Here is a 12623-nt window from a genome sequence, read left to right on the forward strand (position 1 = left end):
GCGGGCTCAGGCTGGGCGGGCTGCTCGGCGACGGGCTCAAGCTCGGCGGGCAGCTGAGTGGCGGGCTCGGCCTCGGTGTGCTGCTCAACGGCGGGCTCGGGCTCTACGTGCAACTGGGCGGGGGCCTCGGGCTCGGTCTCGGGTTCGACGGTCGGCTCGATCTCGGCGTTCTGGGCGGCGACTTCCGGAACGGTGGGCGTGTCCTCTTTCGCCGACTGAAGCTCGATCTTCGCCTCGGTGGCCTGCTCTGCCGGGGTGGCCTCGACTTCCTCGGGTTCTTCAGCGGCGGCCTTCGGCTCGGCCCTCTCGGCCTCCGGTGCCGCCTCGGATTTTGCGGCTTCCAGCGTGGCCTGGGGCTTCTCTGCCGGGGCGGACTCCTTGGCCGTGGGTTCTGGCTCGGTGGCCGGCTCGGGCTCGGGCTTGGCGGCTGCTTCGGGCTCGGGCTCCTGCTTGGCGGCTGCTTCGGGCTCGGGCTGTTGCTCGGCGGGTGTCTCGGGTTCGGGCTGCGGGTCGGCGGTCGTTTCGGGCTTGGTCGCCGTAGGTCCGGCGACGTCGTGCCGAGGCTCGGGCTCGCGGGCGCTCGACGGTTCCGGGGTGGGCTCGGGCTCTGGTGCGGCAGTCTGTGCGGGGGAGCCGATCACCGAAGCGATGCCGAGCGCGGCAGACTTCTGCGTGCGGCGAGCCGGGTGCGGCATCCCGGAGAGCGGCGGCTTCGCGGCGGCCGGGCGAGCGGGGACGATCCGATACCGGTAGACGACCCCGTCATCCCGGACCACGAAATCGTCGGCGCCGTCAGGACGGGTCCAGGTGAGGATCATCTGCCCGTACTTCTCGGCCAGCTTCACCAAGGCCGGCACCGACGCCACGGTGATGACCGTTTCCCCCTGCTTGCTGGCCATCGGCTCGACCGGGACGAGCAGGTGGCCGTATCGTTGCTCGATCTGTTTCCTGGTCCGCAGCGGCACGTGGCGCAGCGCGGCGAACCCGATGCCGATCGCGCCGGCGGCGGCGACGACCAGGAACCAGAGGGCGTACTTTCGCGCGACGGCGGCGGTCATCAGATCTCGGCCGAGCACGCTGATCTGCCGCGGATAGAGCCCGCCGCCGGAACTCGTGCCGGACCGGGTGACGGTCAGGCTGTCCAGACCCTTGGCCAGGGTGAGCTGGGTTTGATCGAGGCCGAGAGCCAGTTGCGGCTCGAACACGGCGCCGTCGGCATGCTTGACGTGTGCGGTGACCAGGATCGTCACCGGGCCGAGATTCGTGCCGATCGCCTCGCCGGCGGCCACGACGCGTTCCTCCACGCCGGCGAGATCGAGAAGGACCGTGCCGGTGTAACGCTCGGCCGCGAAACGCCTCGGCTGGGAGAGCTGCATCGTCGAGTGCCAGCCCCCCTGCGTGGAGAGCCGGGCGTCGACATTGATGGTGCCGGGCTCACCCTGGTACTGCATCTGCAGGTTGGCGAAGTCGGCGAGCCGCCGGAAGATCGGGTCGGGTGAGTAGACGACCGTGCCGTCGTAGGCCGCTGACGGCCTGACCTTCGCCGAGTAGGAGAAAGTCATCGACTCGCCGGTCTGTGCGCCGACCGGCGCGGTCCGGGTGGTGGGCTTCATGAACCCGAGCACGCCGAGCGTGAGTCCTGCCGCCGCGCAGAGAGCGGCCAGGACGGCGAGGATCCGGTAGATCGGGCTGAGGCGGCCGACGGCCTTGACCACGGTCGAGGCCGCTGCCCAGGAGCCACCCTGACCAGCCATACCCTTAGCCCTCTTCTTCCGGCGGCCGCGGGGGATCTCCCGGCGGTTCTTGGCCGTGGCCGCGCCACTGGCGAACAGGAAACCGAGCATGCCCAGGCCGGTCGGGCTCAACAACGGTTTGAGCCACGTGCCGCCCTTCGGGATGTGCAGGAAGGCACGGCCGACCAGTTCATCGGCGGTCGGGGTGGCGCTGTCGACCGAGGGGTTGTTGTCTCCCTTGAAGACGAATCCGGATTCACCGTCGCCACCGATGATGCGGTGCAGCACCTGGACCTGGCCGTGCGCCCCATTGTATGCGGCGATGTCGCCTTTCTTGTACGACTTGGATTTGATCACCAGGACCAGATCATCGGCGTGATAGAGCGGTTGCATACTGACGCCGTGTGTGACGACATAGGAGACCCGATGCGTTGCGACAGCCCATACGGCGATGGCCGCCATCATGATGATGGCGGCCATCGCTAAGCGCTTGAACTTCGATATGGGAATGCTCCGCTGAAATCGATGAGTCTCCAGCGAGATCCTACGTCGCGGACAACGGCGCCAAGGCGTGATCGAGCTACTCGATCATGCCTCCTGGTACTTGCCGTCGATCAGGGTGATCGCGGTCCAGGGAGCGCCCGGCGTGCAGACGAAGGCGTTCGTGCTGGAGGCGACGTAGCCGCAGGTGATCTCGGTGAGGGTGCCCGTGCCCGCGGTGACGGTGACCTTGAGCGTGCCGTTGGTGATCGCGACGTTCGCGTCCGTCTTCAGCGTGATGTTCAGGCTGTCGATGGTGCTCGGAGCGGCGTTGTGGTTGAAGACCAGGGTGTTGATGGTCGCGCCGGTCACCACGATCCCGGTGCTCAGCGCACCACCGACGATGACCGGGGCGGAGGCCGAGGTGCCACCGAAGAAGCCCGATCCGGCGGTGAAGGCGGTGCTGCCGGCGGCGACGGCACCGGCGACGGCCACGCCGCCCACGAGCTGAATGAGGTTACGCATATTGGTTGTTCCCCTGTTCGTTCGGTGGTAGCCCAGCCGACCTCGTGGGTCCTGTGGCTTTGCGTCCCCGGCTCGCGCCGGGTTTGCCTTTCTCGCCGAGCGGACTTCGTTATCCCCTGGCACCGGGTTGTTCGACCGTGACCGGGGTCGGGCTAAGCGTTAGCCGAGAATTGCCTGGACTGGTTTTGGTGTTCTGCTCGCCTGAGCGCCTTCAGGGTGCTAATGGTTGCGGCCGGGTTGCGGTGCTCGGCTGAAAGCGCGGCAGGAGTGTGATTCGGGGGAGGAATGCGACGCGGCGGCCGTCGGCGGACGACCGCCGCGGGGGCGCTCATGGCGTACCGAACAATGGTTCAGAGCTTGTAGAACGTCACGTAGTGATCCGGGGTGAAGTAGGCGACCTTCGTGCTGCGGTTCACGACGATGCGGTACGCGTCGCGCGAGGCGCCGCGGGCGCGGGAGTAGACGTCGTACTCGTTGTAGGTGGCTGACGGCAGGTAGCCCTCACGGTTCTGGAAGGTGCCGCCGGTGTAGTTGTACTGGCCGTACGGCCACGAGTACCAGCCGGCGCTCAGCGGCCAGCCGAGCGTCTGCCAGCCGGTGTAGGCGGTGCGCGCGGCCGAGCAGCGGCTGATCGTGCAGGTCTGGTAGACGGCGGCCTGGGCTGCCGTGGGGACGGCGAGGCCGGTGCCGGCCAGTCCGAGGATCAGCGCGAGGCTGAGCAGCAGCTTGTGGATGCGGGGCACGGGACGGGTCATGGGTCAGCTCTCCGATATGCCGAGGGGGCGGGGCCCGGATATCGAGAATCGTGGCTGTCCCGGGCGCTCGGCGGTACCTCCCGAACGCATCATTCCATCGGAGTTTACGAATGCTTTACTGGCCGCCCAGGCCGCTCACCCAATCGACATAGTCGTTCTCCTGGCCGGGCTTGCGGGCGGGGCCGGAAGGGTGCGGCCCGCTGATCGAGGTCGGCTCGACGACCGGCCCGCGAGCAGCCGGAACCCGCGGATGCTCAGTGGTGATAGCCCCGCGCCCACCGGCAAAGCCTGTGGCGTCAGCGCGCCCACCGGCGAAACCGGGGGCGTCGGGGCGACCGGCCGCGAAGCCGTCGAAACCTTCGCCGCCCTGGCCCGGGGCCGGCGCCGGCGGGCCGGAGCGGCGGCCGGGGAACCCGGAGGCCGGCCGCGGCTGCTGGCCGGAGAAACGCGGCGGGTTCTCGGGGGCCGGAGCTTGCGGCGGTGCCTGGTTCGGTGCCGGCTGCGGCGGGAACGGTGTGCCGGACCGGAACGGGCTGCCGCTGCCATGCCCGAACGGGTTGTTCGGCGTGCCGGCCGGGATGACCCCGGTGTCCGACGGCCGCAGCTCGTGCTCGGGGCGCTGTGCGGCGGCGGCCGCGGCCTGCGCGATCGCGGACTGGGCGGCCACGTCCCGCTTGGGTAGCGGCGGCACGGCCGGCTCGCTGGATGAAGCCGGTGAAACGGGGGAAGCCGGTGAAGCCGCTGAAGTGGACGAGGCCGCTGACGTGGAGGAAGCCGGTGACGCGGCGGAAGCCGACGAGGCGGCGGCGTGAGAAGCGGGAGCGGAAGAGCCGGCCGGGGCGCCGCGGACGAGCGCCGCCAGCACCGAGCCGAGCACGCCGGCGCCACACGCCGTCATCGCCGACCAGTACGGATCGTCCTGGAACCCGGCAGCGTTCACCTCGGGACCGGCCACCAGGTACGCCACGGTCAGCAGGGCCGGACCGGCCAGTCCGGCGAGCCCCGCGGCCGTCATCGACACGCGGCGGGCGCGGGCCAGGAAGCCGATCGCGAGGCCGGCGAGCAGGGCCAGCGTCGGCATGGTGAGGAACGCGGTGTGTGCCGCGAGGGCGGACGGGATCAGGCTGCCGCTCAGCACGCCGAGCCGGACCTGGGCCGGGTCGTGACCGGGGCGCAGGGACGGGCCGATCGAAACCAGCGCGACGATCCACAGCAGCACGGTCACCGTCGCCAGGTTCCAGCGCGCGGCCGGCTTGGCGGCGGCCGCCCACCCGGCGAAGAGGCCCGCGGCGGCGCCCAGCCCGGCGGCGATGCCGATCACCAGGGCCGGCTGCACCCCACTGACCTGGGCGTCGCGGGCCGGCTGGATGGTCAGCGGCAGGACGGCCAGCGAGCCGAGCGCGGCGGCGAGCCCGACGGTGAGCGCGCCACCGGCGCCGAGCGGGCGATCGCGCCAGCGCGGGAGCAGGCCGGTGGCGACGGTCGCGCCGAGAGCGGCGGCGGTCATCGTGATCCAGGTGACCCAGGCAAGCTGCGCGGTCCATTGATCACGCGCAGTGACGTCGAGGGTGAGGTCCAGCCGGACGATACCGAGCCCGTAGGCGATGCCGAGTTGGCCGGCTCCGACCACCGCGGCTGCCGTGGCGGTGGCGGCCAACAGCTTCGCCCAGCTCCGAATTGCCATGCCGGGCACGTTACGTAATGCGGCGTCGGTCACGCCAGTGGGGGCGTGGCTTCTTAAGGCACCCTAAAGTCTGGATCTTCATCGATAGAGATACATCGATTACTCAGCGTCACGGTGGGTCACTTCAGGACGACGTACGGGATAGTTGCGGTACCGGTGCTCCAGAGTGGACACTGTCCCGCACGGACATTGAGTCCGTCGCATCGTGCCAATCCTTGCGAACGTGAGACCCCTGCTCAGAAGCCGCGGTTTCGTCAGGCGCGGGACAGGACTCTCACATAGTGGTTGGAATCGTGATGGCGTTCGAGTGCCGTGACCGCAGAAACGGGCGCGGATGAGGTATTCGCGCACGTCAACCCCACAATCCCGAGCCAACGCCGTTCTCGCGCGCGGCTACCACCCGGACAGCCGGGTGGATTCCGGGAGGATCCAGGCTTCCCAAAACCGTCGGGGGTCTGATGAAATCGCCGCCGTGCCGATTTCGGCACGGACCTTGCTGCGCGCGCCGGACGGGGCCGGACCGCAGCCCCCGGACGCCGCCGCGACGGTGGTGACGTTCCTTCTCCGGGGCGCCCACCCAGGCGGGACGACCGCGAAGGAGATGTCGTGAGCACGGGATCCTCGGGCCTGGCTGTACGACGCGGTCCCTTTCCCTGGCTGCGCGACGCACGCATCCGCGCCAAGGTCGCCGGCATCCTCATCATCCCGCTGGTCGCGGTGCTGGTGCTGGCCTCGGTGCGGCTGATCGAGGTGCGCGGCCGGGCCGTCGACGCCGGACGGGTCGCCGACCTCACCGAGCTCGGCACCGACCTCTCCGGCCTGAGCCGGCTGCTGCACCAGGAGCGGATGGCCGCCGCCGCGTTGCTGGCCACGTCCGACGCGCCGCGGGACGCCTATCAGAACGCGATAGCGGCGACCGACGCGCAGGCACAGACCTTCCGCCGGCATCGTGCCGCGCTGCAGGAGGTGCCGGCCCGGGTGCGCGACCGGCTCGCGCTGATCCAGGAACGGCTCGGCGCGCTCGGCGACACCCGCGGGGCGGTCAACGCCCGCAAGGACGTGACAGTCGCGACCGCGGTGCAGCAATACGGTGACGTGCTGAACGGGCTGGCCGACTACGACGAGACGGTCAGTCAGATCGCCGAACCCGGAACGGTCGCCGACGGGCTGCGCGCGCTCGCCGCGTTCACCCGCATCGAGGCCGCCGCCGCGGACCAGGAGGCGGCCGCGTACGTCGTCCGGGTCACCGGTCAGCTCAGCGCCGTCTGGCAACAGGAGCTGATCGGCGCGCAGGCCGCGCGGCAGGAGGCGCTCGACGACTTCCGGCAGATCGCCACCACCGATCAGGTCGGCCTGGTCGAGTCGGCTCTCGCGGACTCCGCGGTGGCGCGAGCCGACGGAATGATCACCCGCCTGAGCGGGGCGGGCTCCGCGTCGGCGGAGGAGCTGACGAAGGCGTACGGGCAAGTCCTCGATCTTCTCCGGACCACCGAGACCCGGCTGGAGGGTGAGGTCGTCCGGATCGCCGAGGACGACAGCTCGGCGACCGGCAAGCGGTCGACCCTCGAGTTCGTGGTGGTGCTGCTGGTCCTGATCGCGGCCATCGCGCTCGCCGTCTACCTGGGCCGCAACCTGCACCTGTCACTGCGCAGGCTGCGGGAGGGCGCCCTCGCCGTGGCCCACCGCGACCTGCCCGACGCCGTCAGCAAGCTGCAGGACGTCGGCAGTCTCGGCGAGGGCGGCGTCGACCGGATCGTCGCGCAGACCCGGGACCCGATCCGGCTGCCCGACCGGGACGAGTTCGGCCAGGTCGCCGAGGCGTTCAACATGGTGCACCGGGAAGCCATCCGGGTCGCCGCCGAACAGGCCGCGCTGCGCACCAGCGTCTCCGCGATGTTCCTCAGCCTCGCCCGGCGCAGCCAGGCCCTGGTCGACCGGATGATCGGCGAGCTCGACCAGATCGAGCGCACCGAGGAGGACCCGAAGCGGCTCTCCCGGCTCTTCGACCTGGACCACCTCGCCACCCGGATGCGCCGCAACGACGAGAACCTGCTCGTCCTGGCCGGCGCCGACGTGGGAACGCCGCGCCGCGAGGACGCGCTGCTCGTCGACGTGCTCCGCGCGTCGCAGTCCGAAGTGGAGCAGTACAACCGCGTCGAGTTCGGCGCGACCGACACCGACGTCTCGGTCGCCGCGGCCGCGGTCAACGACGTGGTCCGGCTGATCGCCGAGCTGCTCGACAACGCCACCCGGTTCTCGCCGCCGACCACTGCCGTGATGGCGCAGGGCCGGCGCGCCGACGACCGGGCCGTCATCCAGATCGAGGACCGCGGGCTCGGCATCACGCCCGAACAGCTCGAAGTGATCAACCGCCGGCTGGCCGAGCCGGCCGAGGTCGACGTCGCCGCGTTCCGGCTGATGGGCTTCGCCGTCATCGCGCGGCTCGCGGCCCGGCACGGCATCGAGGTGCGGCTGCTGCCCCATCGCGAGGGCGGGACGATCGCGGAGGTCACCCTGCCGGCCGAGATCACCGTGCTGCCGGGGGCGTCGCCGGTCGCGCCGGTGCGGGCGGCGAGCTGGACCCGTCCCGGGCCGGCGCCGCAGCCGGCCGCGGGGATCGACCGTGCGCCCGAGGCGCGGCCACCGGTCCGGTCCGTGCCCGCGCCCACCATCCCTCCGGCGATGCCGCGGTGGGCGGCGATGGAGCTGGGGCCGGTGCCGGACCTGGATCTGCGGCCGACGCCGGACCGGCCGAAACTGCCGACCCGGGTGCCGAAGCCGGACGTGCCGGCGGATCTGCCTCCGGCCCCGCTGTTCGAGCCGGTGTCAGCGCCGGTCTCCGGGCTGCCGGTTTCTGCCCAACCTGTTTCTGCCCAACCTGTTTCGGCTCAGCCTCGTTCCGCCCAGCCCGTTTCTGCTCAGCCGGTCTCGGTTCAGCCGGTCTCGTCGCGTCCGGTTTCCGCCCGTCCGGTTTCCGCGCAGCCCGTCCCCGCGCCGGCCGTGCCCAAGACCTCGACCGGCTCGATCCACGTGGAGATGCAGCACAACTGGTTCGAGGCCGAAACCTCGGGCACACCCGACCTGCGGGGCATGCCGACCGCCGGATACGCCCCGGCCCCGGTCGCCGTCTCTCCGGCGCCCGGCCCGTCCGTCGCGGTCAACGGGACAACGGCTGACGGGCGGACCTCCGAGCACAGCCAGATCCCCAGGCCCCGGGCCGCCCCCGAGGACCGCTGGCGCACCGCGGCCGACGACGGCTGGCAGCGCGCTCGCGAGGCCTTGGCTCCCAAGGACGCCGGCATCACCAGCTCCGGCTTGCCGAAGCGGATCCCGCAGGCGCAGCTCGTACCCGGTGGGGTGCAGGAGGCACCTCGCGCACAGAATCGTCGCAGCCCTGACGACGTACGCGGACTTCTCTCCGCGTACACCCGCGGGGTTCAGCGAGGGCGGACGGACGGCGTCGCCGAATCCGCCGCCGTGGCACCACAGGCTCCTAAGGAGAACGAACAGTGACCAGGCCTCCCACCATGCACGACATGGGCTGGCTGCTCAACAACTTCGCCGACAGCATCGCGGGCATCGCGCACGTGGTCGCCGTCTCGGCGGACGGGTTGTTGCTGGCATCCTCGCGGGATCTGCCGACCGACCGGGCCGAGCAGCTGGCCGCGATCACCTCCGGCGTGGTCAGTCTGACCGACGGCGCGTCCCGGATGTTCACTGCCGGAAAGGTGCAGCAGACCATCATCGAAATGGACAGCGGCTATCTTTTCCTCATGTCCATCAGCGACGGTTCGTCGATGGCCGTGCTGGCGGCGCGCAGTTGCGACGTCGGCCAGGTCGGTTACGAGATGGCGTTGCTGGTGGAGCGCGTCGGCGCGGCACTGTCGCCGGCGGCACGCGAGGCCGTCAGCCACTAGGCGCCGGGGTTGGCAGACCCCGGCGGAGATGAGGTGACCGCGACATGACAGAGCCGCATGATCCCCGGGGCAACCTGGTGCGGCCTTACGCGGTGACCCGCGGCCGGACCGAGCCGATCCGGGACATCCCGATCGAAGCGGTCCTGGTCGCCAGCCCGGCAGCCGTTCAGGAATCGCGTTTTGCCGGACACGACAAATACCGCATCGCCGTCCTGTGTGAACCGAAAGCGCAGTCCCTCGCCGAGCTCGCGGCGCTCACCCGGTTGCCCCTCGGGGTGGCCCGGGTCCTCGTCGCCGACATGGTCGCCGATGGTCTGCTTTCGTTGCACAGCGCCGCTCCCCTCAAGGGTTACACGGAGCGGATGGATCTGCTGGGAAGGGTTTTGAGTGGACTTCGCAAGCTCTGAGCGGGCGGGCGCCCCTCCTTCGGAGATCACCTCCGCGAAGATCGTCATCGCTGGTGGTTTCGGCGTGGGGAAGACGACGCTGGTCGGCGCCGTCTCCGAGATCGAGCCGCTGACCACGGAGGCGGTGATGACCGCGGCCGGCGCCGGCATCGACGACGCCTCGAAGGTGCCGGAGAAGGGCACCACCACTGTCGCGATGGACTTCGGCCGCATCACGATGGCCGAGGACCTGATCCTCTACCTGTTCGGAACGCCTGGCCAGACCCGTTTCTGGTTCATGTGGGACGAGCTCATCCGCGGTGCGGTCGGCGCCGCCGTCATGGTCGACACGCGTCGCCTGACCGATGCGTTCGCCCCGCTCGACTACTTCGAGAACCGGCACCTGCCCTACCTCGTGGCGGTCAACTGCTTCGACGGCGCGCCACGATACGAGCCGGAGGAGGTTCGCGAGGCGCTCGCCATCCCGGCCCGCGTCCCGTTGGTCATGTGCGATGCCCGCCACCGCGAATCGGTCAAAGCCGTGCTGATCAGCGTCGTCGAGCACGCCATGACGACCCTGGTTGCCGAGCACGAGCAGGGGATCGTCGTCGCCTGACGAACGTCTTGGACCCGCGCCGCCTGATTACTTCCGGTCGGCGCGGGTCCTGCTTTTCAAGAACTTCATGTCCCATCTCCGCTGTGGTCCGGATCGTCGCTCCCGCGGGGACCCTTGCGGGCTTCGCAGGGCCGTGGCCGGCCCAGAACGCGAAACCCTCCAGGGCGATCTCCGTGGCTGGTGACGGTCAGACCAACCCCGATCCACCCCACGCCCCGCAGTTATCCACAGCCTGTCCACACCTCAAATCCCCGCAAAGCCGACACCACCGCCAATCGTCCGGCGACGTGACTCCGAACCGCGCGCAGCAACGCCCCAGCCGCCTCTGACCTGTCTTGTTCCACCCCTGACACCCAGCCGCGGCCGCTCGGCTGGTCCCCAGGTGTGCTTCGAGCCCGTGTTTGACCCGTGACGTCCAGCCGCGTCCGCTCGGCTGGTGCTCCGGGGTGCTTTGAGCCCGTGTTTGACCCGTGGCGTCCAGCCGCGCGCGCTCGGCTGGCTTTCAGGATGCTCGGGGGCTTGGCGGAGCTCGAGGTGCAGGGCCGCGCGGGTGGTCTGGGGCGCTGGTGTGTCGGGGCGCGAGGATGGTCCGTGGGTGAGGCGGCGGCGCGGGAGGGTGAGCGCGCCGCTGCCGGGACCGGCCGGGGCGTCGCGGAGCGCGACGGGCGGAACCGGGTGTGGGTGGCCGGGCTGTGGACGGGTTTGTTGCTCTGACCGTGCCCCGCCACGGAGGCCGCCCTGGAGGGTTTCGCGTTCTGGGCCGGCCACGGCCCTGCGAAGCCCGCAAGGGTCCCCGCGGGAGCAGCGGACCTCGACCACAGCGGACGTGGGACCTGAAGATCTTGATGTTGATCGGGGGTTGGCGCTGACGGCGGAGCCGCAGGTCAGATGGGGATTCGGTAGCCGCGTTTGACGACGGTCTGGACGACTCCGGGGATGGCGAGGCCGGCTCGGAGGCGCGCGACCGCCATCTCGACCGCGTGCTCGTCGGCGTTGCGGGGGAGGGCCTGCAGGAGGGCGGCGCGGGAGAGGACGCGGCCCGGCGGGGTGGCGAGGGCGCGGAGGACGGCCATCGGGCCGGGGGCGAGCGGGCGGAGTTCGCCGTCGACGACCGCGGCGTGGCCGCGCAGGGTGATGGCGTGACCGTTGACCTGCAGGGAGATCGCGCGTTTGGGCAGCTCGTCGACGAGGGTGCGGACCAGGGCGCTGAGGCGGGCGCGGCCGGGAGTGGCGACGGGAACGTCGAAGCGGCGCAGCGGGGCGGCGGTGACCGGTCCCACGCCGGCGGCCAGGACGTCGCCGCGGAGCGCGTCGAGGAGGGGGTCGGCGGCTGGGCCCGCGGCGCGGAGCAGGGCCTGGACGGCGGCGGCGGAGGTGAACGTCACGGCGTCGACGAGCCTGCCGACGATCAGGTCGACCAGGCGGTGCAGCGGGGCGGGGTCGGTGGGTGGCGCCCAGCGGTAGACGGGGACCTCGATCACCCGGGCGCCGGCGGCCTCCAGGGCCTCGGTGTATTCCGGCTGGCTCTCGCCGTGCAACTGCATGGCCACGGTGAGGCCGGCGACGCCGCGCGTGGTCAGGTGCTCGACCACTTCCTCGTAGCTCTCGCCGTCCGGGGTCCACTGCTCCTGCAGGCCGGCGGTGCGGACGGCGGCGCGCGCCTTCGGGCCGCGGGCGACCAGGTAGGCGCGGCTCAGCACGGCGTGCAGCGGGTCGGACAGGCCCCAGCCCTCGGCGGCCTCCAGCCAGCCGCGCATGCCGATACCGGTGTTGACCAGCACGATGTCGGGTGGATCGTCGAGGCAGGCGCGGGTCGCGGCGCGCAGTTCGGCGTCGTCGGCGATCGGGACGATGCGCAGCGCGGGAGCGAGCACCACCCGGGCGCCGCGGCTCTCCAGCAGGGCGGCGAGCTCGTCGCGGCGGCGGTCGGAGGTGACGCCGATGGTGTAACCGGTGAGCGCGGCGGCGGGCTGGGCCAGCGCGGCAGCGGTCAGCACCGGCCGGCGGGCGCCGGGGATCCGGTCCCTCATCCCGCGATGCTCCGGGCGGGGACGGTGATGCGCCGGGCCGGGGTAGCGACGGCCGGGATGGTGGCGATCCGGGCCGGGGTGGCGACGGCCGGGATGGTGGCGCTCCGGGCCGGGGTGGCGATGGCCGGGATGGAGGACGGGAGGGTGAGAAGTCGCGGCGTGGCCGGGCGGTCCACCGAAGGGCACGCTCGAGAACCGTCGTCCTCAGCGTCGACCCGCTCCCACGTCACGCTTACGGTTCTCGCCATGCCTCCGTCCGGGGCACGCCGCGACTTCTCCTCACCATCCCGGCGAGCCGGGGTGGTGAACACCGTCAGGTCCGTCCTCAACCCTGACGATGGTCTTTCCATGGTGCGCCCGAACACGCCGCCTCGGCCAATGCCGGGCCGCGTCGTCGGGGGTTCCGCACCGTTGGGCATGCCAGGAAGCCTGCCGGTGGCGAATTTCGGCCGGACGTCCCATTTGTTTCGAGCCTGCTAAGAGCATTCCGGAACAGC

At 71.1% G+C, this 12623-nt stretch carries 11 protein-coding genes and 1 riboswitch; of the genes, 5 read left to right on the forward strand and 6 right to left on the reverse strand.

The genetic code is table 11. The annotated features are described in order from the left end of the window. The 4 genes from Acy02nite_RS09595 to Acy02nite_RS09610 form a co-directional block, all read right to left on the reverse strand. Window positions 1-2213 (reverse strand): signal peptidase I (locus tag Acy02nite_RS09595; protein ID WP_203739551.1); only part of this gene is annotated, 2213 nt, incomplete at its 3' end. Between the two features lie 108 nt (window positions 2214-2321). After that, window positions 2322-2738, reverse strand: a complete 417-nt coding sequence (locus Acy02nite_RS09600; RefSeq protein ID WP_203739553.1) for a hypothetical protein — start codon at window positions 2736-2738, stop codon at window positions 2322-2324. 23 nt (window positions 2739-2761) lie between these two features. Then, window positions 2762-2836: riboswitch (cyclic di-GMP riboswitch) on the reverse strand. A gap of 252 nt (window positions 2837-3088) precedes the next feature. After that, window positions 3089-3493: a ribonuclease domain-containing protein gene (locus Acy02nite_RS09605; protein ID WP_203739555.1), complete on the reverse strand. Its 405-nt coding sequence runs from the start codon at window positions 3491-3493 to the stop codon at window positions 3089-3091. Between the two features lie 115 nt (window positions 3494-3608). Then, window positions 3609-5177 (reverse strand): hypothetical protein, encoded by a 1569-nt coding sequence (locus Acy02nite_RS09610; RefSeq protein WP_203739557.1) that lies wholly within the window; start codon window positions 5175-5177, stop codon window positions 3609-3611. Window positions 5178-5783: 606 nt separating this feature from the next. Here Acy02nite_RS09610 and Acy02nite_RS09615 point away from each other — a divergent pair. The 5 genes from Acy02nite_RS09615 to Acy02nite_RS47175 all read left to right on the forward strand — a co-directional run bounded on the left by Acy02nite_RS09615 (window position 5784) and on the right by Acy02nite_RS47175 (window position 10810). Next, a complete protein-coding gene (locus tag Acy02nite_RS09615) occupies window positions 5784-8690 on the forward strand; it encodes a sensor histidine kinase (protein WP_203739559.1) in 2907 nt (968 codons plus the stop codon). Then, window positions 8687-9094, forward strand: coding sequence for a roadblock/LC7 domain-containing protein (locus Acy02nite_RS09620; protein ID WP_203739564.1), 408 nt, complete (start codon window positions 8687-8689; stop codon window positions 9092-9094). Before Acy02nite_RS09615 ends, Acy02nite_RS09620 begins: the two co-directional genes overlap by 4 nt. A 44-nt stretch (window positions 9095-9138) precedes the next feature. Then, window positions 9139-9501: a DUF742 domain-containing protein gene (locus tag Acy02nite_RS09625; protein WP_203739565.1), complete on the forward strand. Its 363-nt coding sequence runs from the start codon at window positions 9139-9141 to the stop codon at window positions 9499-9501. Next, a complete protein-coding gene (locus Acy02nite_RS09630) occupies window positions 9482-10096 on the forward strand; it encodes a GTP-binding protein (RefSeq protein WP_203739566.1) in 615 nt (204 codons plus the stop codon). Before Acy02nite_RS09625 ends, Acy02nite_RS09630 begins: the two co-directional genes overlap by 20 nt. 591 nt (window positions 10097-10687) lie before the next feature. Further along, window positions 10688-10810 carry a hypothetical protein gene (locus Acy02nite_RS47175; RefSeq protein WP_264653250.1) on the forward strand — a complete coding sequence of 41 codons (123 nt, stop codon included), beginning with the start codon at window positions 10688-10690 and terminating at the stop codon, window positions 10808-10810. Between the two features lie 170 nt (window positions 10811-10980). Here Acy02nite_RS47175 and Acy02nite_RS09635 read toward each other — a convergent pair whose 3' ends face one another. Together Acy02nite_RS09635 and Acy02nite_RS09640 are read right to left on the reverse strand one after the other, a co-directional pair. After that, window positions 10981-12126, reverse strand: a complete 1146-nt coding sequence (locus tag Acy02nite_RS09635; protein WP_203739568.1) for a uroporphyrinogen-III synthase — start codon at window positions 12124-12126, stop codon at window positions 10981-10983. Beyond that, the gene (locus Acy02nite_RS09640; protein ID WP_203739570.1) at window positions 12123-12374 is read right to left on the reverse strand and encodes a hypothetical protein; all 252 of its coding nucleotides are present in this window, start codon (window positions 12372-12374) and stop codon (window positions 12123-12125) included. The genes Acy02nite_RS09635 and Acy02nite_RS09640 overlap by 4 nt, the downstream gene beginning before the upstream one ends. Window positions 12375-12623 lie beyond the last annotated feature (249 nt).

Source organism: Actinoplanes cyaneus, from assembly GCF_016862095.1.
GTDB classification, from domain to species: domain Bacteria; phylum Actinomycetota; class Actinomycetes; order Mycobacteriales; family Micromonosporaceae; genus Actinoplanes; species Actinoplanes cyaneus.

What these genes read in the sequence shown, in the direction of transcription:
- Acy02nite_RS09600 (WP_203739553.1), bottom strand. Translation starts at nt 2,738, where the DNA reads ATGCGTAACCTCATTCAGCTCGTGGGCGGCGTGGCCGTCGCCGGTGCC.
- Acy02nite_RS09605 (WP_203739555.1), bottom strand. Translation starts at nt 3,493, where the DNA reads ATGACCCGTCCCGTGCCCCGCATCCACAAGCTGCTGCTCAGCCTCGCG.
- Acy02nite_RS09610 (WP_203739557.1), bottom strand. Translation starts at nt 5,177, where the DNA reads ATGGCAATTCGGAGCTGGGCGAAGCTGTTGGCCGCCACCGCCACGGCA.
- Acy02nite_RS09625 (WP_203739565.1), top strand. Translation starts at nt 9,139, where the DNA reads ATGACAGAGCCGCATGATCCCCGGGGCAACCTGGTGCGGCCTTACGCG.
- Acy02nite_RS09635 (WP_203739568.1), bottom strand. Translation starts at nt 12,126, where the DNA reads ATGAGGGACCGGATCCCCGGCGCCCGCCGGCCGGTGCTGACCGCTGCC.
- Acy02nite_RS09640 (WP_203739570.1), bottom strand. Translation starts at nt 12,374, where the DNA reads ATGGCGAGAACCGTAAGCGTGACGTGGGAGCGGGTCGACGCTGAGGAC.